Annotated in this window: 23 protein-coding genes; 11 read left to right on the forward strand and 12 right to left on the reverse strand. The window is 61.2% G+C overall.

Features of this window, described 5'->3' with window-relative positions; genetic code table 11:
* Positions 1-161 precede the first annotated feature (161 nt).
* Positions 162-1382 (reverse strand): tyrosine-type recombinase/integrase, encoded by a 1221-nt coding sequence (locus tag H4W26_RS05175; RefSeq protein ID WP_192591045.1) that lies wholly within the window; start codon positions 1380-1382, stop codon positions 162-164.
* Between the two features lie 181 nt (positions 1383-1563).
* Here H4W26_RS05175 and H4W26_RS05180 point away from each other — a divergent pair, with 181 nt between their 5' ends.
* Positions 1564-1824 carry a hypothetical protein gene (locus H4W26_RS05180; RefSeq protein ID WP_192591046.1) on the forward strand — a complete coding sequence of 87 codons (261 nt, stop codon included), beginning with the start codon at positions 1564-1566 and terminating at the stop codon, positions 1822-1824.
* A 394-nt stretch (positions 1825-2218) separates the two neighbouring features.
* Here the strand turns inward: H4W26_RS05180 and H4W26_RS05185 are convergent, their stop codons facing one another.
* From H4W26_RS05185 to H4W26_RS05210, 6 genes are all read right to left on the reverse strand, one after another.
* Positions 2219-5338 (reverse strand): type I restriction endonuclease subunit R, encoded by a 3120-nt coding sequence (locus H4W26_RS05185; protein ID WP_192591047.1) that lies wholly within the window; start codon positions 5336-5338, stop codon positions 2219-2221.
* A complete protein-coding gene (locus H4W26_RS05190; protein ID WP_192591048.1) occupies positions 5335-6477 on the reverse strand; it encodes a restriction endonuclease subunit S in 1143 nt (380 codons plus the stop codon). The genes H4W26_RS05185 and H4W26_RS05190 overlap by 4 nt, the downstream gene beginning before the upstream one ends.
* Entirely contained in the window at positions 6470-8434 is a 1965-nt protein-coding gene (locus H4W26_RS05195; RefSeq protein WP_192591049.1) for a type I restriction-modification system subunit M, read from the reverse strand. The genes H4W26_RS05190 and H4W26_RS05195 overlap by 8 nt, the downstream gene beginning before the upstream one ends.
* Positions 8435-8674: 240 nt before the next feature.
* Positions 8675-9709, reverse strand: a complete 1035-nt coding sequence (locus H4W26_RS05200) for a restriction endonuclease (RefSeq protein WP_192591050.1) — start codon at positions 9707-9709, stop codon at positions 8675-8677.
* Positions 9710-10064: 355 nt separating this feature from the next.
* A complete protein-coding gene (locus tag H4W26_RS05205) occupies positions 10065-11378 on the reverse strand; it encodes a Y-family DNA polymerase (RefSeq protein WP_192591051.1) in 1314 nt (437 codons plus the stop codon).
* Positions 11360-11788: a LexA family protein gene (locus H4W26_RS05210; RefSeq protein WP_192591052.1), complete on the reverse strand. Its 429-nt coding sequence runs from the start codon at positions 11786-11788 to the stop codon at positions 11360-11362. The genes H4W26_RS05205 and H4W26_RS05210 overlap by 19 nt, the downstream gene beginning before the upstream one ends.
* 122 nt (positions 11789-11910) lie before the next feature.
* Between H4W26_RS05210 and H4W26_RS13705 the strand changes: the two genes are divergently transcribed.
* On the forward strand, positions 11911-12723 hold the full coding sequence (locus tag H4W26_RS13705) for an SHOCT domain-containing protein (protein ID WP_225939606.1): 813 nt from the start codon (positions 11911-11913) through the stop codon (positions 12721-12723).
* A gap of 228 nt (positions 12724-12951) precedes the next feature.
* On the opposite strand, the gene H4W26_RS05220 is transcribed toward H4W26_RS13705, so the two are convergent.
* Positions 12952-13626 (reverse strand): hypothetical protein, encoded by a 675-nt coding sequence (locus H4W26_RS05220; RefSeq protein WP_192591053.1) that lies wholly within the window; start codon positions 13624-13626, stop codon positions 12952-12954.
* Positions 13627-14161: 535 nt separating this feature from the next.
* On the opposite strand from H4W26_RS05220, the gene H4W26_RS05225 reads away from it, so the two are divergent.
* A complete protein-coding gene (locus H4W26_RS05225; protein WP_192591054.1) occupies positions 14162-14662 on the forward strand; it encodes a HigA family addiction module antitoxin in 501 nt (166 codons plus the stop codon).
* A gap of 654 nt (positions 14663-15316) precedes the next feature.
* Positions 15317-15601, forward strand: coding sequence for a helix-turn-helix domain-containing protein (locus H4W26_RS05230; RefSeq protein WP_192591055.1), 285 nt, complete (start codon positions 15317-15319; stop codon positions 15599-15601).
* Between the two features lie 225 nt (positions 15602-15826).
* Here the strand turns inward: H4W26_RS05230 and H4W26_RS05235 are convergent, their stop codons facing one another.
* On the reverse strand, positions 15827-16222 hold the full coding sequence (locus tag H4W26_RS05235; RefSeq protein ID WP_192591056.1) for a hypothetical protein: 396 nt from the start codon (positions 16220-16222) through the stop codon (positions 15827-15829).
* A gap of 446 nt (positions 16223-16668) precedes the next feature.
* Here H4W26_RS05235 and H4W26_RS05240 point away from each other — a divergent pair, with 446 nt between their 5' ends.
* A complete protein-coding gene (locus H4W26_RS05240; RefSeq protein ID WP_192591057.1) occupies positions 16669-16839 on the forward strand; it encodes a hypothetical protein in 171 nt (56 codons plus the stop codon).
* 4 nt (positions 16840-16843) lie between these two features.
* Here H4W26_RS05240 and H4W26_RS05245 read toward each other — a convergent pair whose 3' ends face one another.
* Together H4W26_RS05245 and H4W26_RS05250 are read right to left on the reverse strand one after the other, a co-directional pair.
* Positions 16844-17716, reverse strand: a complete 873-nt coding sequence (locus H4W26_RS05245; RefSeq protein WP_192591058.1) for a hypothetical protein — start codon at positions 17714-17716, stop codon at positions 16844-16846.
* A gap of 79 nt (positions 17717-17795) precedes the next feature.
* Positions 17796-18731, reverse strand: coding sequence for a hypothetical protein (locus H4W26_RS05250; RefSeq protein ID WP_192591059.1), 936 nt, complete (start codon positions 18729-18731; stop codon positions 17796-17798).
* A 535-nt stretch (positions 18732-19266) separates the two neighbouring features.
* Here H4W26_RS05250 and H4W26_RS05255 point away from each other — a divergent pair.
* From H4W26_RS05255 to H4W26_RS05280, 6 genes are all read left to right on the forward strand, one after another.
* A complete protein-coding gene (locus tag H4W26_RS05255; protein ID WP_192591060.1) occupies positions 19267-19878 on the forward strand; it encodes a recombinase family protein in 612 nt (203 codons plus the stop codon).
* 180 nt (positions 19879-20058) lie between these two features.
* Complete coding sequence (locus tag H4W26_RS05260) at positions 20059-20421, forward strand: hypothetical protein (RefSeq protein ID WP_192591061.1); 363 nt, start codon at positions 20059-20061, stop codon at positions 20419-20421.
* A 585-nt stretch (positions 20422-21006) separates the two neighbouring features.
* Positions 21007-21330, forward strand: a complete 324-nt coding sequence (locus H4W26_RS05265; protein WP_192591062.1) for a hypothetical protein — start codon at positions 21007-21009, stop codon at positions 21328-21330.
* Between the two features lie 251 nt (positions 21331-21581).
* Complete coding sequence (locus tag H4W26_RS05270) at positions 21582-22841, forward strand: MFS transporter (RefSeq protein WP_192591063.1); 1260 nt, start codon at positions 21582-21584, stop codon at positions 22839-22841.
* Positions 22834-23637 (forward strand): MerR family transcriptional regulator, encoded by an 804-nt coding sequence (locus H4W26_RS05275; RefSeq protein ID WP_192591064.1) that lies wholly within the window; start codon positions 22834-22836, stop codon positions 23635-23637. The genes H4W26_RS05270 and H4W26_RS05275 overlap by 8 nt, the downstream gene beginning before the upstream one ends.
* Positions 23634-24239 carry an NAD(P)H-dependent oxidoreductase gene (locus H4W26_RS05280; RefSeq protein WP_192591065.1) on the forward strand — a complete coding sequence of 202 codons (606 nt, stop codon included), beginning with the start codon at positions 23634-23636 and terminating at the stop codon, positions 24237-24239. The genes H4W26_RS05275 and H4W26_RS05280 overlap by 4 nt, the downstream gene beginning before the upstream one ends.
* 245 nt (positions 24240-24484) lie before the next feature.
* On the opposite strand, the gene H4W26_RS05285 is transcribed toward H4W26_RS05280, so the two are convergent.
* The gene (locus tag H4W26_RS05285) at positions 24485-25708 is read right to left on the reverse strand and encodes an MFS transporter (RefSeq protein WP_192591066.1); all 1224 of its coding nucleotides are present in this window, start codon (positions 25706-25708) and stop codon (positions 24485-24487) included.
* Positions 25709-25727 lie beyond the last annotated feature (19 nt).

A 25727-nucleotide genomic window follows, 5' to 3' on the forward strand; every position in this document is an offset into this window, starting at 1 on the left:
GACCTCCGGGTTATCAAGAGTGAAGTGGGTTGAACCCTGGTATTACCTGCATATACCCATGTCAGTGCCGCACTGCCGAAGCTGCCGAGGTAACAGCAGGTCACTGTAGATCACCCGACATCACACCCTCTGAGCAAGGTTCTGGGCAAGGTTTCAGCAGCTCACCCACGTACCTCAACGAGCTGCGATATGTCGTCGAGGTCAGTGTAGTGCTGCCGATTGATCTCCGCATCGTGCCCGAATAGCGCAGCCCGCCGGCCTTCCGAGACCTGACTCTCCAGAAGGGAATTCAGAGTGGTCCGCCAGATATGCGTTCGCTCCTTCTCGAAGGCCTCGATACCGAGCATCTCACCCATTTCCTGGTACAGCTTCGCCGTCTCCTTGTTGCAGTTGCCGCTCTCCCACATCTTGGTCCGGTCCGCCGGTGCACCGATGAGAAAGCCGCCTGCTGGAGCAGAACTCCGACGGCGACGCAGTCGCTCGGCCACCGCGTCGCCGGAGTCTAAGAGAAGGGGGACTCTCCGTGCTACAGAGTTCTTGGCGATGTCGCCGGTGATGTTGACGACCAGATGCTTCCCCTCTTCCAGTAGATGGTCGTCTACAGTCAACGCGTTGGCTTCGGAGACACGCACCCCGGTCGTGGCCTGGAGAAGAGTCAGGTCGATCGCCGACTGACGCTTGGCCACCCGGTGTTCCAATGACCAACGGCCCTGCTGCTTCACCTTGAGCCCATCGGACGGATCCAGCTCAAGCAGATAGTCGATGACCTGGCGTCGCTGCAGCACGGTCAGGGCCCTCCCTCCCCTGCTGCGTTCCGGCTTGGCCCCGAAGTCCAGAGACACACCTCGAATGGGATCGCCAGGTATCAGCTCATCACGGAGGAGCTCCTGCATCAGATACCTGCTGAGCACGCTCCGTGACTGGTGTGCGCTCTCGTGTCCATGTAGCTGCGCGACCTCCTTGAGGCAGCGCTCCAAGGCTCGAAACTTGGTACCGGAAGCGATGCTGTGGCCCTTGAGGCTGTCATTGTGTCGGTGTAGTTCGCACTCACCGGTGAGCATCGCCACACCCCGTCGGTACTGACGCTTCGAGTTCTCCGAAAGACGAGCATTCTCGATGGCAGGCACGGTGACTTCTGTGATGTAGTCCGTCAGCTTGGCAGAGGTCTTCCAGCTGCTTCCCGACGTGGCAAGAAGCTCCGCGATCGCCGCCCTGGCCCGACGCCTGACCTCACCCTTGGTGGGACCCTGGGATGGACGCCTGACTTTTCGGCCATCGTGGAGCCTGACAGTCCACCACATCTGCCACGAGCCGTTCTCCAGCTGCGACATCTTGTTGTCAGCGAGATCAGAGTGCTCACCAGGCTCGAGTTTCTTGGGCATGGTCTGAGCATAGTTTTTATCAGTTGTTCAATCCAGCTAGACACCTGGGGGAACGCTTGCTACCTTAAGGTCATACTAAAACGCCTCACGGGCCCTCAGATGGCCCGATAATCAATCGGTAAAAGGGCATCTGAAGCCCCGGAGGTCCGGAAGAATACTCATATTCACGTGAGGTTTTTCCGTGTCAGCGAATACTCGTCTCGCCAGCCCTATCGCCGCGCAGTCCACTTGTGGCTGCGCCGCGTCCACGCCGTTGAAGGATCGTGCAGCCCTCAACACAAGACTCGCCGCAATCTACATTGGCAAGGCTGAAGGCACTCTCAAGAACAATCGCTCCCTGGGCATCACCGACCCGCCGTTCGTCCAGGACGGTCGAAGCATCACCTATCGCGTCTCAGACCTCGATGATTACCTGGAGCGCCACATGGTCGGTGGCAACTGATGCGGAACACTCGTACCTTGGGATCGTCCCAGCGGCATGTAGCTGGCTTCACGCCAAAGGATCTTTGGCGACGATTCACCGGCCCGGGAGGCCTTAGCTGTTCTCGTCGGAGCGCAACGTCAGCACTTCCACAGTCCCCTACTGCGTCGCTGGAGTGAGTCCGAGGTTGAGGGGCCGCCGCAACGGCCGTCCATAAGGCCCAGGAACCGATGCACAACAAGCTCTCCTACACGCACCCATACACGGACAGCGTCGCTGTGCTCACGTCTTCGCCGGCCTCAACCCGCGCGATGGACGGACGCGATATCCCGCACGCTCGGCGAGTTCGTGCTGTGTGAACCCGAGAGCCAGGCGGGCCTCGGGCACCCGCCCGGCGATCTCGAGCATCGGAGCGCTACTGTCGGGCATCAGCATCGCCGTCGCCGCTGTTGTGGTGCTGGGCGTGGAGAGTCTCGGCGCTGATCGCCGCAAGCTGGCGCAGGACATCGGTGTCGGCGAGGGCCTTCTTGATCTCGTCCGAGGCCTGGAACGCCTGGTACATGGCGTAGTCGACGGCGTCGGAGAACTTGGTCGAACCCTTGAGCTGCTCGACCGTGTTGCTCTTGGCCATCGCGACCGCCTCGTCGTCCGCATCGAGATAGCCCCAGTAGGCCGTGATGAAGCCCTCGATGCTCGTCGGGTTCGCATCGATGCCCTTGGCGCTGAACATCTCATTGACCTTCTCGATCGCCTCGTCGAGCGGGCCCTTCTGCTTCGCCGTCTCGCCGCGCGGCTCTCCTACGAAGTCCGGAAGGTCGATGGCCTGCTGCCCGTCCGATTGTCCGACGGCATAGTTCTCGCCGACCATCGCTGGCACCAGCTTGACGCCGCCGAGCTGCACACCCTCCATGTAGCTGTCGTCGTACGCCACGGGGGAGAGGTGCAGATTCCGGCTGAGAAGGGTCATGAGCACGGCGCGTAGGCGCAACTCCTCGTCCTGGTAGTCGACGATCTGGGAGAGGAACTGCCAGGCGTTGCGATAGCTGATCGCGTCGGAACGGAACTGCTTCAGGGCTTCGGAGCGCTCCTTGTCCCCAGTGAGCCTGGCCTGATGCAGCTGGGTCTTCCATGCGCGTTTGATCGGACCAAGCGCATGCTGGATGGCCTCGCCGCCCTTGTTCTCGATGTACGCCTCGGCGACCGCGCGCAGCTGAGCCTCCGTGTACAGGCCGACGGCGTCCAGGCGATCAGCGAGCTCGAAGAGTGCGTTCGCGTCCACCTCGCCGTCAACGTGCGCGTCGGTGTAGTAGCGCGCGAAGTCCTTCTGGATGTTCTCCGGCGAGTTCATGAAGTCCACGACCATTGGCGCGGACTTGCCGGGGTAGATCCGGTTCAGCCGCGACAATGTCTGCACCGTGGCGATGTCGGTGAGCACCTTGTCGACGTACATCGCCATCAGCCGCGGCTCATCGAAGCCGGTCTGGAACTTGTTGGCGACAATGAGGACCCGAGCCTCGTCCTCCTCGCGGAAGGCGCGGGCCACGTCGCTGCGCTCGTTCATGCCGACCTCGGTGACTTCGTCGCCGGCGTCGTTCGCTACGGAGCTGGAGAAAGCAACGAGGGTCTCGAGTCCCTGATACCCGCGATCGGCGATGTAGGCGTTCATCTTCTCCGACCACCGCACGGCGTCCTTGCGGCCGGAGGTGACGACCATCGCACGAGCCTGCCCATCGAGCATGTGCGCGACGTTGCGGCGGAAGTGCTCGACGACGACCTGCACCTTCTGCGCGATCGCCGTCGGATGCAACCGCACGAAGCGGACGATGTCCTTCACGGCACGACCAGTCTCGACCTCGCCCGTGGCGTCCTCGTCCTCGAGCTCGTTCTTCACGCGGAGGAACATGTCGTAGGTCGAGTAGTTGGTCAGCACGTCGAGGATGAAGCCCTCCTCGATCGCCTGGGCCATCGTGTAGTTGTCGAAGGCCTCCCACTGGTCCTTGCCATCGACCTTCGTGCCGAACAGGCGCAGCGTCTTGCCCTTCGGCGTCGCAGTGAGCGCGATGAAGGTGATGTTCGCGCTGGCGGCGATCGCCGAATCGGTGACCGCCAGCAGATCGTCGGCGCTGATGTCGTCGCCGTCGAGCTCGACGTCTGCGAGGAGCCCCTTGAGAGCGCGGGCAGACGATCCCGTCTGCGAGGAGTGCGCCTCGTCCGCGACGATCGCCCAATGCCGACCGCGCAGGGAGTCGGTGTCCTCGATGAGCTTCATGACGTGCGGGAACGTCTGCAGGGTGCAGGTGATGATGTGCCCGCCGTTGAGCAGGGCGTCCTTGACCTGTGCCGACTTCGCCCCCGAGTCCGTGCCGATGTTCACCACGAGCCCGGAGGAGGACTGCACGAGGTTCATATCGTCGCGCACGTTCTCGTCGAGCACGGTGCGGTCGGTCACGACGATTACTGAGTCGAAGGTCGAGGTGGCATCCGGCCCCATGTGCCGGATGAGCCGGTGGCTGAGCCACGCGATGGTCTTGGTCTTGCCCGACCCTGCCGAGTGCCACACGAGGTACCGGCCACCGGGACCCTGACGCTCGATGTCGGCGACGACGCGCTCGACGGCCCGGAGCTGGTGGAATCGCGGAAAGATCAACCGGCCGTCGTTCTTCTTGCCCGACTTGCTCGGCTCATAGAGCGCGAAGTCCTTGAGGATGCGCAGGAACATCTGCCGGGCGAGGATCTCTCGCCAGAGGTAGTCAGTCGCCGATCCCGTGGCAGACGGCGGGTTTCCCTCATGTCCAGCGTCGCCCTTGTTGAACGGCAGGAAGCGGGTACTCCCACCGTCGAGCTTTGTGGTCATGTAGGCCAGGTCGTTCGACACGGCGAAGTGCACCAGAGCGCGTCCCGGCTCCAGCAGCGCGCGTGTGGGCCCGGGGACACGGTCGTTCTTGTACTGCGCGATCGCGTGATTGACCGTCTGCGTGTTGTCAGTCTTCAGTTCGAGGGTAACCACCGGCAGGCCGTTGGCGCAGAGCACGACGTCGATCGTCTCGCTCGTCCCCGTATCGAAGCGCACCTGCCGCAGCACTCGCAGGCGCACTGCATCCGACTGCTCGACGACGCTGGTCAGGTTCGGGTTCGAAGGTGGGAACGCAACGAGCGGACCGAACCGCGCCGCCGGCCGCCCCACCTGCGCGTAGCTGAAGCCCTTCCGAAGCACCCCGAGCAAGCCGCCGACCGGATGCCCCGAGACAGGATCCATCCGAGTCTGCTTCCTCAGCTCCTTGACGATGTGCTCGAGGAGCTTCGTTTGCGACTGCTCGAGTGCACCGTTGGCGAGATCCGACGGCACGGCCTTCTCGTACTCATCCGGGTACTGCGTAGCCAGCCAGTGCAGCACGTCGGCGGGCACCATGGCGCGGGCGATGTCCCAACCGGCCTTCGCCGGATTGCCGGCATCCTCGTAGAGCCAGCCGCGCTCAGCGAGCTCGCCGCAGAGATTGTCCTCGAACTCCTGCTCGAGTAGCTGCAGGTCGCTCACGCGATCTCCTTCCGTCCCGTGACGACATCGGTAATGAGTGCCGAACGGCGCTCGAGGAGCAGAGCCTTCAGCTCGGCGACCTTAGCGAGCATCTGGTCGATCTTGCCGGTAACCTCGTCGAGGTGGTCGGCGATGCGCTCTTGCTCGTCGGATCCCGGGTATGGGATCTCCATCCGGTTGATCATTCCGATCGTGAGTTGATTGATCGTGGAAGTCGCGTACTGACTGCGCTCATCCGCAAACAGCGTGGACTGAAGATACCAGCGCACATACCGGTTGTTGGGTGAGCGCAGGACGGTCATGAAGGCCCCCCAGGTCTCACCCACTTCTTCAGCGCCAACCAGCGCGTTTTTCCCGACCAGGTGCGCGCTACCGTTCCGGCTGCACACGAGCAAATCTCCTTCGCGAAGGCGGAGCCGTTCAGGGATCGAGGTGGTAACGCGGACGAGATCACTCCTGTCCATCCGCGAGTCCTGGATGCTCCCGGACCTATGCACAACGGTCCCGCCCGAGCCCACCACATCGGCTGGGACATAGGTCAGACCTGTGATCGCTTCGGCAACCAGTCCGAGGCGGGCAGTTGAGACACCGACGTGCGGCATCAGTTCCCGATCGATAACCGATGTCCGTCGCGCCCCCAGATGGTTCGCCAACTCGTCCAGCTTGCCCAGCATCGCGCGGATCTCGCCCGTCTCGCGGTCGAGGTAGTCGGCGATACGGCTTTGAACGATGAGTTCCGGCCGATACACGATGAACTCACGTAGGCCCATCCATTCGACGCGAGGCATTTTGACACCCTTGGACGCGGCAGCAGCGTACCGAACGAAGCCGCGACTTCCCACGACGTAGCTCAGAAAGCGCGGCTCGACGTCATCCGTTGGTCTATACACATGGATGTCTCCGCCCGCTGTCCCCTCACGGTCAGCGAGCCAGTACTTGGCGAGGTAAGGACGCAACTTGCCGAAGAGTACATCGCCTGCAGAGAACGGCGTGCCTTTCGCGTTGTACTGAGAGAGTTCGCCCTGAACCAGCTCCCCGCTATCGGAGATCATGTCTTCGAGCGAAACCTGGAACTCAGCCGGGTCGTCGCTATCCGTCACGAGCGTTGCGAGCGACCAGAAGGGGGCTGCCTCACGCATCGCGATGCACCGCCTCGAACATCTCGCCGAGCTCACCCATAAGCCGCGCGACGTCGGCGTCGATCTCTTCCAGGGGCCACGGTTCCTCGGGCACGTAGAAGAGCCGGGTGAAGGGGATCTCGTTGCCTTCCTTGGCCTTCGACTCGTCCCAGGTGGCTCCTTCGGCGAAGGGCAGCACCTCGCGCTGCATGTGCTCGTCGAGGTCTTCGCTCATCGGTACGCGCTCGGTGATCTTCCACCCGTCGAGCAGGACGGGGCCGCCCTTGCGGTCGATGGCGAGCGGTTCGCCGTCGTCCTGGACCGCCATCGCCCGAGCCACCGCATCGACCAGCCCGATGGGTGCTTTCAGCCTCGCGGCCTTGCAGCGTTGCTGGAAGACTGTCGGCAGGTTGTTCCACACGAAACCGTCTAGCCCGCGCATGATCTCGGCGTGCTCGTCGACGAAGGCCTTGTGCTCGCGCGCGGCGTCGACGGCTTCCTCGGAGAATACCGTCCGCAGCCGCGCCTGCTTGTAGACCGGCACGTCGCGGAACATGAAGTCCTCCTTGACCATCACTCGCGAGATCGCCGGATCTGCGTCCTCGAATGCCTTGTACGCCGCATGCACGACGCGGCGTTTGTCCTCGGTCATCTCGCGACGCTTGTCGCCCATGCCCTTTCGCATCGGCTCCCACTGATCCGAGGCGTCGATGAGCTGGATCTTGCCTCGGCGCTCCAGGTCCTTGTTCGTATCGAGGATCCAGACGTAAGTCGCGATCCCGGTGCCGTAGAACATTTGCGTGGGAAGACCGATGATCGCATCGATCAGATCCTCGTCGAAGAGCCACTGCCGGATCGCGTTAGGTCCCTTGTCGCTGGTGAACAAGGGAGAGGCATTCGAGACGACGGCGGCCCGGCCGCCATGCCCCGCGGTGCCGGCCGGCGCGAGCTTCGAGGCGCAGTGGGCCAGGAAGAGCATCTGCCCATCGCCCTTGCCGGGCAGGCCGTGGGAGAAGCGCGAGCCGGGCACCTTCGCCTGCTCGGAGACGTCCTTGTGCTGCACGCTCCAGTCGGTGCCGAACGGTGGATTCGACAGCACGTAGTCGAACTGCCGGTCGGCGTACTCATCGCGCAGAAGCGTGTCGCCCTGGCGGATCGCATCTGGCAATCCACCCTGGACCAGCAGATCACCCTTGCCGAGCGCGTATGCCTGATCCATCAGCTCCTGACCGAACAGGTTCACCTCGATGTCCGGGTTCAGCTCGCCGAGATGCTCCTTGGCGACCAGGAGCATGCCACCGGAGCCGGCCGTCGGGTCGTAGATCGAGCGCGTGGTGTTGCGGCCGGCCAGGGAGTCCTCATCTGATGCGAACAGGACATCGACCATCAGACGGATCGCGTCGCGCGGGGTGTAGAAGCCACCCGCAGCCTTCCCCTTCTTGTCGAAGGCGCGGTACATGACGTTCTCGAACAGGTCACCCATTGCGTTGTTCGGCATCGCCTCGGCCGACAGGTCGAGCGTTGAGAAGTGCCGCACGACGGCGTGCAGACGGTTTGCGTCGGCAAGCTTCTTCACAAGGCGGGGGAACTCGAACGAGGTCCAGATGTCCGCGATGTTGTGCGAGAAGCCAGCAACGTAGTCCTGCACCGAGGCTTCCACGTTGTCGTCCGTCGAGGCGATGGTCGCCAAGCTCAGCAGTGAGGTGTTGTAGAAGCTGAGCCCGAACCGGCGCTTGACCTCGGCATCGATGAATCGCTCGGGCGTGTCCTTCTCGACGAGGCCGTCCACGACCTCGATCACCTGCTCCTTGGTGTCGGCCAGGAGGCACTCCAGCCGTCGGAGGACCGTGAAGGGGAGGATATAGTCGCCGTACTCGGTCTCCTCGACGACATTGCGCAGGAACTTGTCGGCCGTCGCCCAGACGACGCTGGCCGCGTTGGCCGCCCTCTGTGCCTGTGCTGCCGTGCTCGGAGTCATTAATCCCCTTCATCGATGGCGTGTATCAAAAACGTTACATGGCGAAGTGTGTTGTGCTGCGCATTCGCCTGCGCCAGACCTGCTGGACATCTGGCACCACCGCGAAGCCGGGCAGTTCCTGGAGCGTGCCAGCGCGACCCCCTCTTTGGGCCTGCCGGACCAATAGGTGGCATCTGGATCTGGCTTGCATACGAGCGGTCTGGGACGATGCCCTAATACCCGCTCCGGAGCGTGACAGCTTCACTGACGAGTGTCACCGAAACAACGTTGGGCGTGCGCGTTCATAGGTTCAACTTTGCCATCGCGGGAGAACTGAAAAAGTGCCATATCGACCTGGTTGCCCCACTCAGCTGCGGTACGGGTATACCCGGCTGCTGAGAAAAACATCCAATGCTCAGCGTTCTCGCCGACAGCTGCCCCGCGCAGACTCTGTAATGCTGGCCGGCCTGTGGGTCGCCCCTCCAGTTTCACCTGCGCCACTACCTTGCCAAAAGCAGACGATTCGCCCACGACGTCGATACCACTATCCCCAGTGGTTACCGTGACAGAGACATCATTCCAGCCCATCCACCTGATCCATTCAGCAGCCAATTCTTCGGCCTCCCGGGCAGTGTTTACAAAGCGTTCGGCAGGCTCTGGGGGTCTAAGCGCGGGCCCGGTGTTCTCAGCGTTGAAGTCATTGATGATCTTGGCGGCCTGTTCACCGTCAGTAGCGGACAGCTTTACAGCGATGCACGGGTAGGACTCCCCGGCGTAGGAGAACCATCGATCCATCTCCAAATTCTCGTCTGAGGCGTCAGAGAGGTACAAACAGTAGTACTTCTCACCACCTTCATCATCAATATCAGGTTCGTACACCGAAACGCTCGCGGAAAGCGTGGAGTTGACGTGTACTTCCTCCAGGGGACTGTTTTCGAGCTCGATTCTGAGGGTGCCGTTCTTGAAAGCGGCTACAGTGCCCGGTGCGCCAGATTGGGGCTCCTGCCCGTGCTCTTCGACCCCGCTAACCTGCCCTGTAACCCAGATGATTCGATCAGGTGCAACAGGAAGCCGGGTGAATAGCACCCTGGCAAAGAGCACAAGAAGGACGAATACTATGAACCCGCCCAGGCCGGCCCAACCAAAGGCAAGACCGAGATCCTCTTGTAAGTAGGCCGCAAGTCTCACGCCTGCTGCTGCGCCGCCAAGCCCCAGCACGGTGAAGATTCCACATCCGAGACAGCTTCGGGTATTCGACGGCCCTAGGACCTGCGCGTTCTGGTCTTCGAGTGCCATTCAGCCAGACTCCTGAATTCATAGAGAGAACAGAAGAATAATCATTGCAGATGACTACCGGAGGGGATCACATTCAGGCCTACCGCCCCAACGTGCGGCACCCGCTCGTCGACGCTGAGGCCTGGGCCTAAGCCGTGCGCCCCTCTGGGACCGGTGATGCAGGGTGGGACTTCAACCCGGAGAGACTGCTCGCAGGCAACGTTGCCAAACCTCTAGGTGGGTAGATATCTGGCTACCCATCAATCTCCTCGTCTATCTAGCTGCCCATCTATCTCCATGCCAACCGTTCCACCGGGTACTTGGTCTAGTCCAACATTCGGGAGGCAACCCGCTGGCGCGGTCCAGGAGGACGATCCTAAACCGCGTGAACGACCGGCAGCTCGTCCCAATGGGTCGTATATCGAGGGCTCCGCATCTCTCGACGCATTTCCCACGCAGGACCAGTCTTTAATCCCGCTGCACCGAGGCCGATAGCCGGTTGATCGAGCTTCGTGCGGATGGACTCAATCAGCGGTCCGATCCCACGGTCCTCGTGCGCGTCCGCAAACACGTCAAAGGTCGGCTCCAGCCCAGTCTTTCGAAGATCTGTCACGACCACCCCGGCGCGCGCGTAGCGGACCCCTTCGTGGATCTTCGGCAGAATCGCTTTCACCGCTCGCGTCAAGATCACTGGGTCCGCCGTGGCACTGGGCAACTTGATCGTCACCGACGGTCCATGGGCGCCATCAGCGTTGAAGTGGCTGGTCATCGCCCACACAGTGACGACCTTGGCCTGACGATGATGCTTCTGAAGCCGAGCCGAGGCACGCTGGGCATAGATCCCCAGAACCTGTTCCATCGTCGCCCGAGTAGTCACCGGCTCAGAGAAGGACCGCGAGAAGATCAGTTGATCCTTGATCTCGGTGGCTTCTTCGAAGGGAAGACACGGCACCCCACGCAGCTCAAGGACCAGGCGCATCATCACGATGTTAAACCGGTCCCGGATCATCACCGGGTCCGCATCCCGGAGCTGCTGGATCGTCTCGATACCCATTGCGTTGAACCGCTTCGCCATGCGACCGGCAATTCCCCAGACCTCATCCACGGGGAGATTGGACAGGAGCTGCTCTCCATGCCGCTCGGGCACGGATTCCCAGACACATACCCCACCTAGATGGTCGAGCTTCTTGGCTGCCCGGTTGCTGAGCTTGGCCAAGACCTTGGCGCGCCCGATCCCCACGCACACCGGCAGACCCAGGTGCTTCCAGAGCCGGTCCTTCACCATCTTCGCCCAGCTCAAAAGCTCAGACATAGTGCCGCGGACTTTCACGAACGCCTCATCGATCGAATACTGCGCCACCTCCGGCGTGCAGTCCAGCAGGACCGAGATAAAGCGATCCGACATCTGCCCGTAGAGCTCATAGTTTGAGGACTTGGCCACCAGGTTCAACCGTGCGGCCGAGGCTGCGAGTTTGAACCACGGCTCCCCCATCGGGATACCGAGGGCCTTTGCTTCCTTGCTGAGCGCCACGCAGCACCCGTCGTTGTTTGAAAGCACCACTACGGGGCGGTCCCGGAGTTTGGGGTCAAAGACTCGCTCAGCCGAGACGTAGAAGCTGTTGACATCGATGAGGCCTATGAAGTCACGGCCCGCGCGCTCAGTCGGGTCGGCTACACGTTGTGGATGCACTTGACGACGACTCCCCAGATATCTAGTTCTGAGAGCTCCTGAACCTCGATCGGGGGGTAGGAGGGGTTCTCCGCTTGGAGCACCACTCCCCCATTGATGAGCCTCAGCCGCTTCACGGTCATTTCACCGTCGAGAATAGCGATCACTACGGACATGTCTCCCGCGGTCAGTGAACGATCCACGATCAGTTCATCGCCGTCACTGATCCCCGCACCTTCCATCGAGTCACCCGAGACCCGGACAAGGAAAGTGCTGTTGAGATCTCGGATGAGGTACTCAGAGAGGTTGATCGGAGCCGTCTGGTAATCCTGAGCCGGGGACGGATAACCAGCAGCCACAGACTCAGGAGCCCGCAAGAGGCCCCGAGCTACGTCGGTCTCATCGAGACTCTGGATCTGTTCGATACGCATGGGAGCCTCAGTATCTATCGAACATACCTTCGAAAGCAATGCGACAGAATCACGAGCGCCCTAGCTTCGTGGCTCGCCGACGACGACCTCGCGTGAGCTGCGGGCTGTGTCAGAATCTATCCATGGAGGATCAGACACCGACAGGCTGGAACGCGGATCAAGACCCGGCGACCGTCAACTCGGGAAAGAAGAAGGAAGGCGCCTTCTCCAAGCTCGGAGCGGCGGTCAAGAAGGCCTCCACGGACAGGCAGGCTGCGAGAGAAGAGCTGGGCCGCAAGTTCCTGGCGGACGCGGAGGCTGCTGGCCCGCTCGTTACAAGTGGCGTCTTCGGCACCTCGGCAGTCGAGATTTACCAGGGCGGCTACGTCCGCGTCGCGACGGCCTCAGACAATGCGCAGCAACCCGCCAAGATCTCCAAGAAGACGCCGTACGAACAGCTGCGTTCGATCAAGTTCACACAGCCTGGGCAGGAGCAATCTTCCGGCTTTCAAAGTTCACTTGGCCCAGCGGTGTCCGGACTGATGAAGGGCGGCAGGGCCTTCATGAAAAGCAGTGCTCCTGGGCTCGCGGCCGCGGGGATCGCACACCTCGCCAAGAACGAGGCGCGGAAGTCCTTCTTGACCATCGTTACTGACAAAGAGATCTACACACTGATAAATCAGGTCCACAACGGTGTGATGAACAGGAGCCTCAAAGGGCACAACGAGGTGGGTCTGGTTCTAGAGACCGCAGGGAACTCGGTCATCGACATCGTCGATGTAGCGGCACCTCAAGCTCCGACAGAACCTCATCAGGTCGAGACGCACCCTGCTCCGACCGCCACGAGTCCGACCCTTTCGGAGCGGCTCCGCGAGCTAGCTGACCTACACAGAGACGGAATCCTCTCTGACGATGAGTTCACTGCGGCCAAAACGAAGTTGCTCGCCGGGCTCTGAACTCCGTCCATATGCAGCGCCCTGCGCCGGCATCTAGTTGCACCTGCCCACGAAGGGACCCCGGCGCCCCGGACACGCGCCTGCAACAGATGACCAGTGGCTAAACCCGCCCCAGGGGACTCGCGACCTTCGCTCCATCAGCCCAGGCACTTCCCCGACACAGCCCCCTCCACTCAGCGGTGAGGATTCTCGGACTCTTACTGAAGCACTTCACTTGGCGTGGATCCGTCAGTTGGCGTCACCCTTGCTTTCCGCGCGCCAAAGCGCATGCTCAAAGTGCGTCACGGTCTCGGCGATCTGGGGACGAGATTCGTAGGCCTGGTTGACCAAAGCGACGACATGGTCTGAACTCAGCTTCAAAGACTTATCTCCGTAGGCGTGGCGAGCGACGAAACGAGTCAGTAGCGAGTCTGCCTTCACCCCCGGCACCCCCAGGTGCATAGTGAAGTAGGTGAAGGTGACCTTACCGAGTCCGTGCACCCGCGTGTATGCCCCCCGCGCGTCCTCACGGCGTTCCGCTGTGAAATCCGCAGCCCGGACGATCGGAGGTTCCAGCGCCGCTAATGCTCGCGCAGCTTCTAGGACTGCCCCACTCTTGGTCCGCTGGCTGGTCTTGCCCTCCCCCATGACCTTCTGGATGGCATCTTCGTCCAGATCGGCAAGTACACATAGGTCGTCAACCGCGTTGGAGTGATCGGACCTGAACTGTTTCACCCGGTTGAGCACGCCCTTGCCCGAGTGTTCCGAATCATAGGAGGCCTGGATGGAATAGACGGCGTCTACGAGTGCTAGCCCGATCGAATTCGGGTAACCACCCCGGTAGGCCGTGAAAAATTCTAGAGGGAGAGAGTCGACTGCTGAAAGTAGGGCCGTCATGTTTGGTTTCTCAGTGGTAGCGGTCATAACTGGACATTACCTGTTCATAATGCGCGGACCCGGACCGCGTGTGAACTTCGGGAAGGAAGACCTACGATTCAGCCACCGAGCGGTGCCGCGTCGGCGGCAGTTCGATCGATCGAAGGACTCGTTTCCTAACGGCGGCGCCTCGTGAAACCTAACTGGCGGTGTGGTCATCCATCTGCCACTTGCCCCTGGAGGTGCGTTGCCCAACCAGTCCCGCCTATCTCCGAGCTACCTCAAGAACAGACCTGCCCCTTTCTCTAGGAGGGGTCGCCCGCACTCGTAAATATCGTCTTGAGGCACCTTTCCATGGAAACGACGACGCACGAGTCGCTTATCGGCGTTTGGACGCACGAGTTAGGGTCTTCCCTGCTTCGCTCCTGCCACGGGATACTGATCAGGTGAAGCGTCCCGAGAACCCGGGCGATGGCTGGCCAGGAGCGAGCTGCGCTGGCACATCCTGTCTGCACAGGTCACCTCCACTCTGAATGAGCAGCTGGGCGGACCGAGCCCGAAGAACGTGAGAAAGTTGGTCAAGATGAAGGTTCCGTCCCAACGCGGCCTGGCACGTGCTCAGTACGGGCGAGACCTTCCTCGGGTGCAGGCTCTGGAGCTCCTGCACCGAGAGATACTGGGTGCCCGCGTCACTGTCGCACTGGATGAGCAGCTCGGGCATACCACCCCAGGTCCTGTGCTGCGCCTGGCCAAGATGAAACTCCCCGACCACGCTGAGTTCGAGCGTGCGCGGGCTTACGACGCGGCCAGCAGCCCACAGACTGTTGCCGTTGATTCCTCAACACACATCATCCACCCCGGGGTGATCCTCCTGGAGGAGTTCATCGAACCGCTCGGGCTGGCACCGGAGCAGGTGGCACAGGAGCTCGGCCTGAACCCGGCGCAGTTCATCTCGATCACGCAGGGCTCCCAGGACATCACCGCTGAGGTGGCCGCGTTGCTCGCGCAGCGCTTCGAGCTCTCTGAGCGCTTCTGGGTGAACCTGCAGGGGACCTATGACCGCGCATTGGCCGCCGATCGGTGATCGCAGAGTGCGTCTTTGCTGGACCACCAGCAAGACTCCGCCAGGATCGTTCTCATGGAGCTCTCTGAGGCCCCGTCGGCACCCGGGAGAAGCCCAGTTCCGACGCCGCGACCTCGGGTACTGATCGCTTCTGCGTTGCTGTCACCGTGACTGCATATCGCTATCGCTCTGACTGCACATTGCTATCACTGTGAATGCACATCGCATTCACTCTGACTGCATATCGCTATCGCTCCGGGATCACATCGGTATGACACCGATATCAGGTCGATCTCATATCGCTATCGCTCTGACTGCACATTGCTATCACTGTGAATGCACATCGCTATCGCTCCGGGATCACATCGGTATGACACCGATATCAGGTCGATCTCATATCGCTATCACCCTGGGGCGCATCGTTATGAGACCGATCTCGGGTCGAGGTGAGGCCGATACGGGGTCGGTGCGATATCTGCACCATTAAGAGGCGAGATTCGCACCAAATCAGTACAACGGGTGCTCAGCCGGAGCAAGGAACAGTATTGGCACGAGAACGACACCAAATCAGTACAACTAGAGCCCCATCGGTCTACGGGATCGTCACGGGCTTGGGCTCTCGATCAAATGTGACCGTACGTGCACTTTCACGAAAGTGCAGGTACAGTCACATTTATGGCTGAGATGAGGAACGTTCGCGATGTCGGTCTCATGATTCGCGATGCCCGCCGGACCGCCGGATTGACCCAGCTAGAGCTGAGCAAGCTCGCCCACGTCTCGCGACGATGGCTGATCGGCATCGAGACCGGTGCCATCGATGGTCCTGACGCGACAAAGCTCTTCGACGTGGTCCGCGCGCTTGGTCTCACCTTCTCGATAGGTCCACCACAGCCACCTCGTCGATCGCCCAATAAGGCGACGGCTGCTGCGCTGCGTCTCATGAAAGAGAGGCGCCAGTGACTCTTCTTCTGACGATGAGATCCGCTTCATCAAGGACTCTCACCGCCTGCTCGCGGACCACGTTGAATCCGAGTTGCTCTCGCGGGCTGGGCGGTGGTTGACCTCTTGCGTGAACAGCGTCCGCTCGGCAACCTTAAAGCTCGGTACCTGCTCGTCGACGCAGAGGCCTGGGCTTCCGCGATACGCGCTGATCGGGCTGGCGGAGCTGAATGGCCGGGATTCGACTCATAGTTCAGCCAGATCAGCTGCGGCCTTGGCCATGAAGTCCGAGTCACCTGTGTGCGTGGCCGGGGTGTCGTGACCGAAGCGCGACGAAGGTATCGCCGCCCACAGGGTGAATGACCTGCCGGTGATCTCCTCGTTCTCCAAGATCCGGGCCATGGTCGAGACCCAGTCCCAGGGCTCTCGCTGCACCGGGTCGATCTGGAAAGCGGGGTAGTAGGTCTCCTCATCGTGCCTGACAGAGATCAGTCGACTCTCGCGCGCGGCCTCTGAGGGCCAGCTGCGACTCCGATCGGCGTACACAGCCATCTCATCCGCGGTGAGCAGTCGAGTCTGCGGGTCCTGGTTCAGACGATCGAGCGTCCCCCGGGCGGCGTCTTCGGGTCTCATCTCCACCATGTCCCGCACCTTCCGTCGCGACCGGACAGTCCAGTCAACAGATTCTAGTGCTCGGCCTGCAGGCTCACGAGGGTCGGAGGGCCAAGCTGGGGCAGCGAGCCGCAGAAGGGCTCGTTCGTAGCAGCGAACATTCTCAGCGGAGGAGTTGAGCTCGATCGCACGCACCACACGGCTTTGGGGCCCGATCTAGGCTGTGACTGGTGCTGAGCGCCTCGCACAGGGTGGCCGGGCGAACCCTTAGTAGCGCGCCGCGACTGCTGAGTTCGATGTCGATCGCGAGGAACTCACGTCCACACCTCCTCAGGCGATGAGAACCAGGCCCTCACCAATGGCCTCATCTCGTCGGAGACCCAGATCGAGGATCTCAAGGGGGCCATCGCCGAGGCCGGGCGTCTGGCAGCAGGCAGGATCCGGCCGGCCGAGATGAGCAATACCAGAAGTTCTAAGTGCTCCTGGCCGACCCGAATCAGTTCTCACCGAGCATCCGCACCTACGAGGTCAATGACTGGGGCACCGAGGTGGCCCTCTCCGACGCGATAGACACGCTCATAGCTCCCATCGGGGAAAGAAACTTCGACCTCTACGAGGGTCTCGACGGCGAAGTGACCAAGGCCTAGATTTCTAAACCCCCGGCTCGGGGGCCATCTGGGTCCCTTGTTGGTCCAAACGCTCATACACACGTCCGGGAATCGAAGTCGCCACGCTCTCATCCCAGGGGCGATCTTGCTTTGGCTTCACGATGAGACGTGATCCGTCTTGGGAGAAGAACCTCAGGTCTGCGAGGAACTCATAGGTGTCTCGGACATTCATGCCCTGGTCGCGAACTCGAAATTGCATCTTCAGGTGATCCCGCCACGGATCCTGCGGGATTTCCGCTGATCGCAGGGCATCTGATAGCCAGTAGCGGGACCAATTGACGAAGCGCTCCTCGTGGGGAGGCACCACGACGGAGGGCAGGGTGAAATCGGGGTAGTCAGGGAACTTGCCTCCTGAGTTGCCCAGGATCTCAATGTGGGCCACGGTGTCCGAAACGTTCCTGAACCGTAAGGCCGCGCTATACCTGAACTGGAGTTGCTCATTGCCACCGACCTCAAGATCGTCGGTGATGGGGTTCCAATTGCTCTCCCAAATACCCCCCACATACCGGTGTGACCAAAGATAGGCACCGTTCGGACCAAAGTTTGAGGGCCTGGCGGTCGCCAAGACGACGGGGGCTAGAGAATCAAGCTGCGCCTCCACCAGCAGTCGGTATGAGCGATCAGCCTCGGCGCGTTGACGCTCCGAGGTCGCGTTGGCCAACTCCGAGTCCCGCTGAGCGACCTCCAAAGCTTCTAACGCGTACTTCGCCTGGTCCCGAGATGCTTCCGCCTGATCTTTCGTCCAGTGCGCCGCCTTATACGCAAAGAACGCGGCCACGCCCGCTACCACCAGTGTGAGCAGCGTGCTGACAGACATTAGCCAATTGGGCACCCCTTCGCCCCAGAAATCCACCATGCCTAAACACTATCGACAGATAGGCGGATTCTCGGGCAGTGCCTACGGTGCTGTTCAAGCTCAGCCTAGACGACCGCGCCTACAGCGCGTCGTCGAGCCAGTCTTCGTAGCTAGGGAGGTTCTCCGGGCACTGTGACGCGTAGAGGTAGACGAGGCTGAACTTGGACAAGTCTCCATTGATGACCTCTAGTTCATCGGCGATCAGTTGGTACAGATCCTTCTTGAGCGCCTCGTCGTCAACCGTGGAGGGCATGGTGCAGAGCCCTTCTAGCGCCTCCATATCCATGTCCAATATGTCCGTAGGACCCTCCCCATCCCAGAACCTGACGATCCCGCGGGCGTCGCGCTGATCGAATCCAGGTGGCGCCAGCTCATGTTCCATGAGCCATGCCTCTGGGTCTTCCGTCAGTTCAGCCTCAACCGGATCGGAGTCTGTTGATGGAGTGGAAGTTCTCCCTTCATCATCTTCGGGCGCAGTCTCAGAACTGGTGAGGAACGTATCCTCAACCCACTTGTGATACTCAGGTGTCTCTTCAGGACAATCGACGAACAACGCGTAGGCCACCTGCACGAACAAATAATCCTCACCCGGCTGGAAGGTGTCCGCCCCAGCGTTCTCTGCGTACACCTGATCAAGCTGGTAACCCTCTCGGGTCGCCGAATCGAGCAAGAGTTGCTCGTAGGCGCTATCCGGATCAGTCATCGAAACACCGTCACAGATACCCATCGGGGCCGTCGCCTCGTAGTCGTACGACTGCTGCAGGACCAACCGGGCATCAGCGAGTGTCGTGCCCTGGGGTGCATACTCATGACCTCGGATCCACTGCAAATGTCGGTCGTAGGAGTCCTGCGTCAGACCTCCTGGGAGTAGGGTCTCCGAGGATTCGGGGGTCGGTTTGAAAGTTCCATTCGTTCCCGGTGACACACACCCGGTATTCAGAAGCACGACTACTCCAAGGATGCCTGCGACTATTTGTTTGTTCCTCATGCAATGGATGATCTCATCAGAGTCCAAGCCAGCGAGATTTCTGTGTCGGCCTACATGGATGTTCGTGAACAGGAATATGGAGACTGACGTTCTCGATGAACCCCGTCCAACCCCGGAAGCAAAGGGGCCTCTAATCCAGCATGCTCTACCGAGCCCCCGCATTCGGCGGTAGGAAGCTTACCGACGCCGGCGTCGAGCGCTGAGCTCGGGAAGGAGTCAGCACAGCCTACGCCGGAGACCACCTAAGCCCCACCACGGTGGGCACCCCAGCGTGGTGGGGTCGAACCCGGGTGCACTGATTCAGATCTTCGGCCTGGAGAGCGCAGCCGCGCTGGATATGGTCGCCCGGCGACAGGGCGTCACGACGGAAGATCTTCTGCGCAACGCCGGCGGCTCCCTGGCTGACTATCCGTCTCGCTAGGGGTATCTCCACAGCTATCTGGCTATCCATCAAGCTCTGTCCATCGGGGTACACCTGAATAAACATCTCTTTCGTTGCGCTATTGTGTGTACAACAGGGTGGATGTAATATTTCCTTTAACACTTATGTGAGGAAGTCTTAATGTCGTCGAGCGCCACCGGCCAGATCATCGGATACGTCCGAGTCAGCACCGCGGACCAAAACCCTGCGCGGCAGATCGACGCTCTCGGCACCGTGGACAAGACCTTCACAGACGAGCTCAGCGGCAAGAACCGTGATCGGCCGGAGCTGACCGAGATGATCGACTACGCCCGAGCCGGGGACACCGTCCGGGTGAAGAGTCCTGATCGGCTCTCCCGCTCCACGATCGACCTGCTGAACATCATCAAGGAGCTCAAAGCCAAGGGCGTTGCGGTGGAGTTCGTGGATAACCCGCAACTGAACACCGACGACAAGATGGGCAGCTTCATGATCACGATCCTCGCCGCCGTGGCCGAGATGGAGCGTGCCACGATCCGGGAGCGTCAGGCCGAGGGGATCCTGCTGGCTAAAGAGCGGGGCGTCTACGACCGCGGACCCAAGCTCACCAAGGAACAGATATCCGAGGCGCGTGAGCGCATCGACCTCGGTGTCCCTAAGGCTGCGGTCGCCCGTGACCTCGGGGTCTCACGCTCCACGCTCTACGCAGCATTGGCAGGCACTGGGCGATACGAGCAGGTCGGCGACGCGCCACAAACCGCGACCACTGAATAACTGCAGGTCAGGGTCGCGCGTTATGAGTTAGGTCCTAACTCATAAAAATTAGAGAAGTTGTTATGAGATAGCGAGAGGAAGCCCTCATGGGTTCGGAAGAGAAGCGGTACCGCGATCGCCACGAGCAACCCAGCAGCTCATAGCTGACTGGGATCGTGAAGATCCTTTGAAAGGGACCCCATGGCGAAGAAGAAAACCCGCAACGAGCGCATCAACGAGAAGCTAAACAAGGGAATCTCCCACATCCAGGCCGAGATCGAGGTGACTCAGGAGGACCACGACGCCAAGATCGCCGTGCTCAAGCGCCGTCAGGAGACCGAGACCTCCAGGATCAGAGAGATCATGATCACGGTCCTCAATGAGGAACACCCGGACCTGTTCGCTGAGGTGGAGGCCAAGGCCCGACGCCGCTTCGAGGACGCTGCGGAGAAGCGCCGAGCGCGGGCCAAGAACGCGGCGAGCCCAGCACAGCACAACGAGACACCCGAGGATCGCGGCATCTGGGGGCAACAGGGTGGACCGGCGCAGGATCCTCCTCAATAACGCTTCGCGCTCGACACAGGCATAAGCCCCAGCACCAAATCGGCGCTGGGGCTTATCTGCCACTGAGATTTTGACGTTGGCGATCAGCTCAGTTCTCGAATAAATAGCCGTAGTCATCGCTCCACGCGGCGCGAACCTGGCGACGTTATCAGCGGGCTTGATGAGGACCGTCGCAGTGCATGATCGGGCTAGCTGGTGCACGGTGCTATTCGTCTGTGATTCGCAGCGTCGGGCATCACCCGTTGCACGTAAGGCCATCCCTCAACGCGCATCGAGGCTGTGAATCGCAGCGATAAGTGGCGGTGTTCTCACGACGATAAATGTCGCAGGTGGATGCCGTGAGCAGGCCTGTCGTATCACAGCAGTGTTAGGCAAGCGGAGGCGGTTTGGCCACCGATACGACAGCGCGTCATCACTTACCGCGCCGCCATCTCAGACTGGCCCGTCCTCACCTGGACCTTCACCCAGAAGCGCTTCCCTTAGTACGGTGACAGTATGAAGCGATCTGGTGTTCGGCTTATATCCGCCGCGGTGTGCCTTGGAGCACTGACTGCCTGTATCCCTGGACAAGGCGAGCCGGACCGCATGGAAGCCTTCGATGCTGCGGGAAGCCAGTGCACCGCCCAATGGTGGCTCGACCCCTTGGCCGATGATGTCCCACCCGAAGCATCCAGTGCGGCGAGTCGTGCTCTTGAAGAGGCGACGGTCTCCTCTGCAGACATTGAAGGGTGGGAGGAAACCTTGCTTGATGCGCAGTCCGGCGATCAAGACCTTCCTCCGGATGAGCTTGAGGGGTATGCCTATATCGAGGAAGTGAGGTTGAAGGTGCGGGAGGGGTTGGAGGAGGCCGGGTACCCGGATGCTCCGACTCGGGTCATAGAGGTGCGCGCAGATCTGGAGTGCTCGTAGCAGTTGCCATCACCCTACCCAGCGGGCCTGTGAGGGCTGTCCGAGTTCCTGGTGGTGGGACACGCCTCCATGGGAGGCCTTACGTCCGATGGCGTGAATCGCCTCTATGAGTGGCGGTCTATTCGCAGCGTTCGATGTCACCCCGCCGCCCGCTAGCCGATGGTCTAGCGGGCGGGTGTGGATCCGGAGTCGATGAGGTTTGACGCTAATCCAGTTGACTCCGACGCGGCGTCATAGTTTTAGCTCATCCCATGACACTTCTCCCCGCAACATACTTGGCTTCCTACACGCTTTCCGCGTTGGGGAATTCGATCGCCGCCATCGTGCTGCCCTTGTTGGTGCTCCAAACAACAGGCAGCGCCCTAGCAGCGGGCACCGTGGCGGCTGCGACCATTGTGCCCGCAGTGTTGGCCGGCATCTTCATGGGTGTGGTCATCGACCGGATCAATCGACGCACCTCTTCGGTGCTGACCGACCTCATCTCCACTCTCGCGATGGGAGCCCTCCCCCTGATTGACCTGATCACCGGTCTCTCAGTGGGCTGGTTCGTCCTGTTTGGAATCATCGGCGCCATCGGGGATGTCCCAGGGATCACCGCACGCGAAGCCCTGTTGCCTGCCGTGATCCGGCACGGCGGGGTCTCTGCGGAACGCATCACCGGCACCCGCGAAGCACTCGGCGCGGTCGCTATCCTCGTCGGCCCGGCAGCCGCAGGGTTCATGCTCACCACCTGGGACGGCACCACCGCCCTATGGGTCACTGCTGGCACCTCGTTGGCCGCTGCGCTGCTGACCCTGTTCATTCCCCACCATGTGGGGACACTCGAAGAGGCGACCACGGTCAGCGGGGCCCCGGTGCGTCGGGTCTGGGGGCAACTGCGTGAAGGGTGGGCCGAGATGATCCGAAACAAATTCGTCCTGGTCACCACCATCCTGACCACCTCCGCAGTCATCGCCATTGGAGGGCTCCAAGGAATCATCCTTCCGCTGTATTTCACCGAGATCAACCGTCCCGGGCTGCTGGGTCTGGTCATGAGCGCTATCGCGGCAGGGTCACTGGTCGGGGGTGGGATCTACGCCGTGGCCGGAACACGAGGTTCCCGTCGCGGATGGTTCGTCACAGGCTCTCTGGGCAGTGTGCTCGGCCTCGGGATCGTGGCATCCCTGATGTCGGTGTGGATACTCTTTCTCGGCGCCTTCGTGCTGGGCTTCTCGGTCGGGCTCTTCGGGGCACTGGTCGGGGTGCTCTCCATCGAACGCATCCCAGAAGATAAACGCGGACGTGTCCTTGGCACTCAGAACACGTTCGTCACAGCAGCCTCGCCCTTGGGCATCTTCCTAGCTGGGGCCATGACGGAGCTGCTGGGTCTCCATACTGCCCTGGTGATGCTCGCCGCACTGTGGTCCCTTGGGCTCCTCGTGGCAATGTGCGCCCGATCCATGCGTAACCTGGATAAACCCGTCCCCACCGAGGGGACCAATCACGAGGTAGAGGTGATGCGGGATGCGTAGCAGCGACCTCGCCAGCCGTGCCGGTATCACCGTGCGTACACTGCGCCACTACCACCAGATAGGGCTCCTTCAGGAACCAGCACGGTCCAGCAACGGGTACCGCGACTACAACACTCACGCGTTGGTCACCGTGCTGCGGATCCGCCGCTTGGTCGGACTCGGGTTCTCCCTCCCTCAGATCGCGACCATGCTAGAAGGCACCGATCCCCCACCAGATACCGTTTTTGACGCCTTGGATGCTGAATACGCGGCACAGATCGTGAACCTGACCCGCCAACGCGAACTGCTCGCCCATCTCAGACGATACGAAGCGTTCCCCGATCTTCCCCCAGAGCTCGCCCCGTTCCACCGGGTGCTTCGAGAATCTGGTCTACCCGAGAGCGCAGCAGCAACCGACCGGGACCACACCCTTCTCTTGATGCACCTCATCGGCCCGGAAGGACAGGATTACCTGAGAACGATCTATGAGCTGCTCAGCCACCCCGACCGGGCCTCCTCCGTGGCAGCGGCCATGACGGCCTGGGCGAGCCTTGATGTCGAGAGCACATCGGAGGAGATCCTGGATCTTGCCGACCAGCTCATCGACCTGTTCTTACCTGTCATTGCTGAACTCCCTGCACTGACCCAAGACCTGCCCGACCTCTCGGAGCCCCCGGAGCGCATCTACCAGCAACACACCACGAACTACCTCACCCCGGCCCAGCAGGCCGTCCTCGAGAAAGTCCGCGACAGCCTCACCACCCTCAACGAGGAGGCCCCTGGTAGGCCGCAACACGACCCAGAAGGACAGAAGTGAGCACTCTGATCATCACCGCCCACCCAGACACCGAATCACTGACCGACCACGCGGCCACACGCCTCCGGGATGCTCTGGGACACGAGACCACCACGATTGGTCACCTGGCACAGGAAGGTTTCGATCCGAGGTTCACCCTCAAGGACCGCCGGCTCTATCTGGGCCGCGGAGCCCCTGCGGCGGATGTCGTGGCCGAACAAGACCGGTTGGACCATGTCTCTGACCTGGTCCTGGTGTTCCCGATCTATTGGTGGTCCATGCCTGCACTGTTGAAAGGGTGGTTTGATCGGGTGTTCATCGCAGGGTGGGCCTTCGACTTCGACACCGCTGGGCGGCTCGTTCCGAAACTGGGACGCCTCACAGTCCACGTGCTGGCAACTGCGGGTACGGCAGCCGGATCCTTCGAAAGACACGGATACACCCAGGCGTTCGCCACTCAGGTCGAGACCGGGATCTTCGATTTCTGCGGCATGCGACGCGGTGGAACCGCATTCGTTTATGACTCAGAGTCCACAGACACTGAGTCCGTGACGGCAGCACTGGACGCAGCAGTCTCCAGAATTGCGGGTGCCGTCAGTCCAGGATCTGCATATACCGAGTAGCCATCAACACAGGTCGTCCAACAATGCGCGATCGGTGAGAACCCCAGGGAGACACACGAGTTGGGAGGGTCCGTGGAGCAAACGTGCGCCAAGCAAAGGAGATCGAGCAGAACAGCACGGTGGAGGATGGTCTAGCGGGCATTGAGGAACACAGCGCGCGTAGCTGGGACCATCAAAGGCCATGGGCGCTGACCAATCAACCCGGCGAGGTCTCACCGCGCCAGCTCCGTACTGGTAGCTCATGGTCAGTGGTTCTGTGACCGTCTCGCGATCGCCACCGCGGTCATCACCGCGCTACCCAACAGGATTAATGACAGTAAGAACATCGCCGTGGAGTATCCGAGATGCGAACCCGCCATCCAGCCCACCAGCGCAGGACCGCCGGCACGGCCTAAAGCGATCGCCACAGCCTGGACACCCATGAGTGCCCCAAAACGCGGACCGGTAAACCAGTCGCTCATGATCACGGCGCGCAGCGGCATGAAGGCACCGAATAGCAGGCCGAAGATGATGAAGTGCCCATAGAGTTCCCAGGCTTCGGTCCCGCGTACCGCCATCCATACTGAGGGCATGATCAGTGCCGTGATGATCAGCCACAGCTTCGCCGGGTCAAACCTGTTCGCCAGAACCGGGAGCAAGAACCTCGCCGGAAGACTGAGCAATCCAACAGCCGCGGCCCACCAGGCCACCATCGTGGGATCAAAACCACTGTCTTCGAATCGCGCGATGCGGTGGACGTTGAACGCCTCCAGGACCGCCATCGTCAGCAGCACGCCCAGAGTCAGCGGGACAAACCCCGTGGGGAATCTTCTCAGAGACTTTGACTTGCGCGGCGTAATGGCTTCCTCCCCGCCGGTACTCGGGGGAGGCGGGTGAATGCGCAAGGACCATCCCGCCACCGCGAGACTCACCATGAGAACGACTGTGCCGAGCACGATTGCGGTGGCCCGCCATCCAAGTTCCTCAGCGAGGTAAGTGGTGGTGGGTATGAAGATGGGTCCGGCCAGCCCGGTTATCAGGGTCAGAGTGCCAGCGGCCTTGTTCCTGGCTGTCCTGTCGAACCATTGTTGGATCCCGATGAAGGCTGGTTCGAAGAGCACCATAGCGCTTCCGGGACCGATCAACGCCCACCAGCAACCGAGCACCTGCCACGGCGTCTGACTCAGAGCGAACCCGATGAAACCCAGGGCCACCAGAGTGCCTCCGAGCGCAGTGATACCGCGGATTCCATGACGGTCCCCGTAGCGACCTACCGGTACGGCGAAGATCGCGCCGGTCAGGACGGACCCCGAGAACGCCGCGGACAAAAGGGCAATGGAGAACTCTGCGCCGGCCGCGGTTGAGGTGATCAGCACGGAGGTGCCGAAGAGAATAGCGCCAAAGCTGACCCCGACGCTCAATGCGAGCGGGTAGATCAGTCGACCAAAGTGCGGCGCTGGGTTGGTCTGAGGTGGCGGAGTTTGGGACATGTGTTGAAACCTTCTGGTG

It is taken from the genome of Nesterenkonia halotolerans, from assembly GCF_014874065.1.
GTDB lineage: Bacteria > Actinomycetota > Actinomycetes > Actinomycetales > Micrococcaceae > Nesterenkonia > Nesterenkonia halotolerans.

What these genes read in the sequence shown, in the direction of transcription:
- H4W26_RS05175 (WP_192591045.1), bottom strand. Translation starts at nt 1,382, where the DNA reads ATGCCCAAGAAACTCGAGCCTGGTGAGCACTCTGATCTCGCTGACAAC.
- H4W26_RS05190 (WP_192591048.1), bottom strand. Translation starts at nt 6,477, where the DNA reads ATGCGTGAGGCAGCCCCCTTCTGGTCGCTCGCAACGCTCGTGACGGAT.
- H4W26_RS05195 (WP_192591049.1), bottom strand. Translation starts at nt 8,434, where the DNA reads ATGACTCCGAGCACGGCAGCACAGGCACAGAGGGCGGCCAACGCGGCC.
- H4W26_RS05200 (WP_192591050.1), bottom strand. Translation starts at nt 9,709, where the DNA reads ATGGCACTCGAAGACCAGAACGCGCAGGTCCTAGGGCCGTCGAATACC.
- H4W26_RS05210 (WP_192591052.1), bottom strand. Translation starts at nt 11,788, where the DNA reads ATGCGTATCGAACAGATCCAGAGTCTCGATGAGACCGACGTAGCTCGG.
- H4W26_RS13705 (WP_225939606.1), top strand. Translation starts at nt 11,911, where the DNA reads ATGGAGGATCAGACACCGACAGGCTGGAACGCGGATCAAGACCCGGCG.
- H4W26_RS05220 (WP_192591053.1), bottom strand. Translation starts at nt 13,626, where the DNA reads ATGACCGCTACCACTGAGAAACCAAACATGACGGCCCTACTTTCAGCA.
- H4W26_RS05225 (WP_192591054.1), top strand. Translation starts at nt 14,162, where the DNA reads ATGAAGGTTCCGTCCCAACGCGGCCTGGCACGTGCTCAGTACGGGCGA.
- H4W26_RS05230 (WP_192591055.1), top strand. Translation starts at nt 15,317, where the DNA reads ATGGCTGAGATGAGGAACGTTCGCGATGTCGGTCTCATGATTCGCGAT.
- H4W26_RS05235 (WP_192591056.1), bottom strand. Translation starts at nt 16,222, where the DNA reads ATGGTGGAGATGAGACCCGAAGACGCCGCCCGGGGGACGCTCGATCGT.
- H4W26_RS05245 (WP_192591058.1), bottom strand. Translation starts at nt 17,716, where the DNA reads ATGGTGGATTTCTGGGGCGAAGGGGTGCCCAATTGGCTAATGTCTGTC.
- H4W26_RS05255 (WP_192591060.1), top strand. Translation starts at nt 19,267, where the DNA reads ATGTCGTCGAGCGCCACCGGCCAGATCATCGGATACGTCCGAGTCAGC.
- H4W26_RS05260 (WP_192591061.1), top strand. Translation starts at nt 20,059, where the DNA reads ATGGCGAAGAAGAAAACCCGCAACGAGCGCATCAACGAGAAGCTAAAC.
- H4W26_RS05265 (WP_192591062.1), top strand. Translation starts at nt 21,007, where the DNA reads ATGGAAGCCTTCGATGCTGCGGGAAGCCAGTGCACCGCCCAATGGTGG.
- H4W26_RS05270 (WP_192591063.1), top strand. Translation starts at nt 21,582, where the DNA reads ATGACACTTCTCCCCGCAACATACTTGGCTTCCTACACGCTTTCCGCG.
- H4W26_RS05275 (WP_192591064.1), top strand. Translation starts at nt 22,834, where the DNA reads ATGCGTAGCAGCGACCTCGCCAGCCGTGCCGGTATCACCGTGCGTACA.
- H4W26_RS05285 (WP_192591066.1), bottom strand. Translation starts at nt 25,708, where the DNA reads ATGTCCCAAACTCCGCCACCTCAGACCAACCCAGCGCCGCACTTTGGT.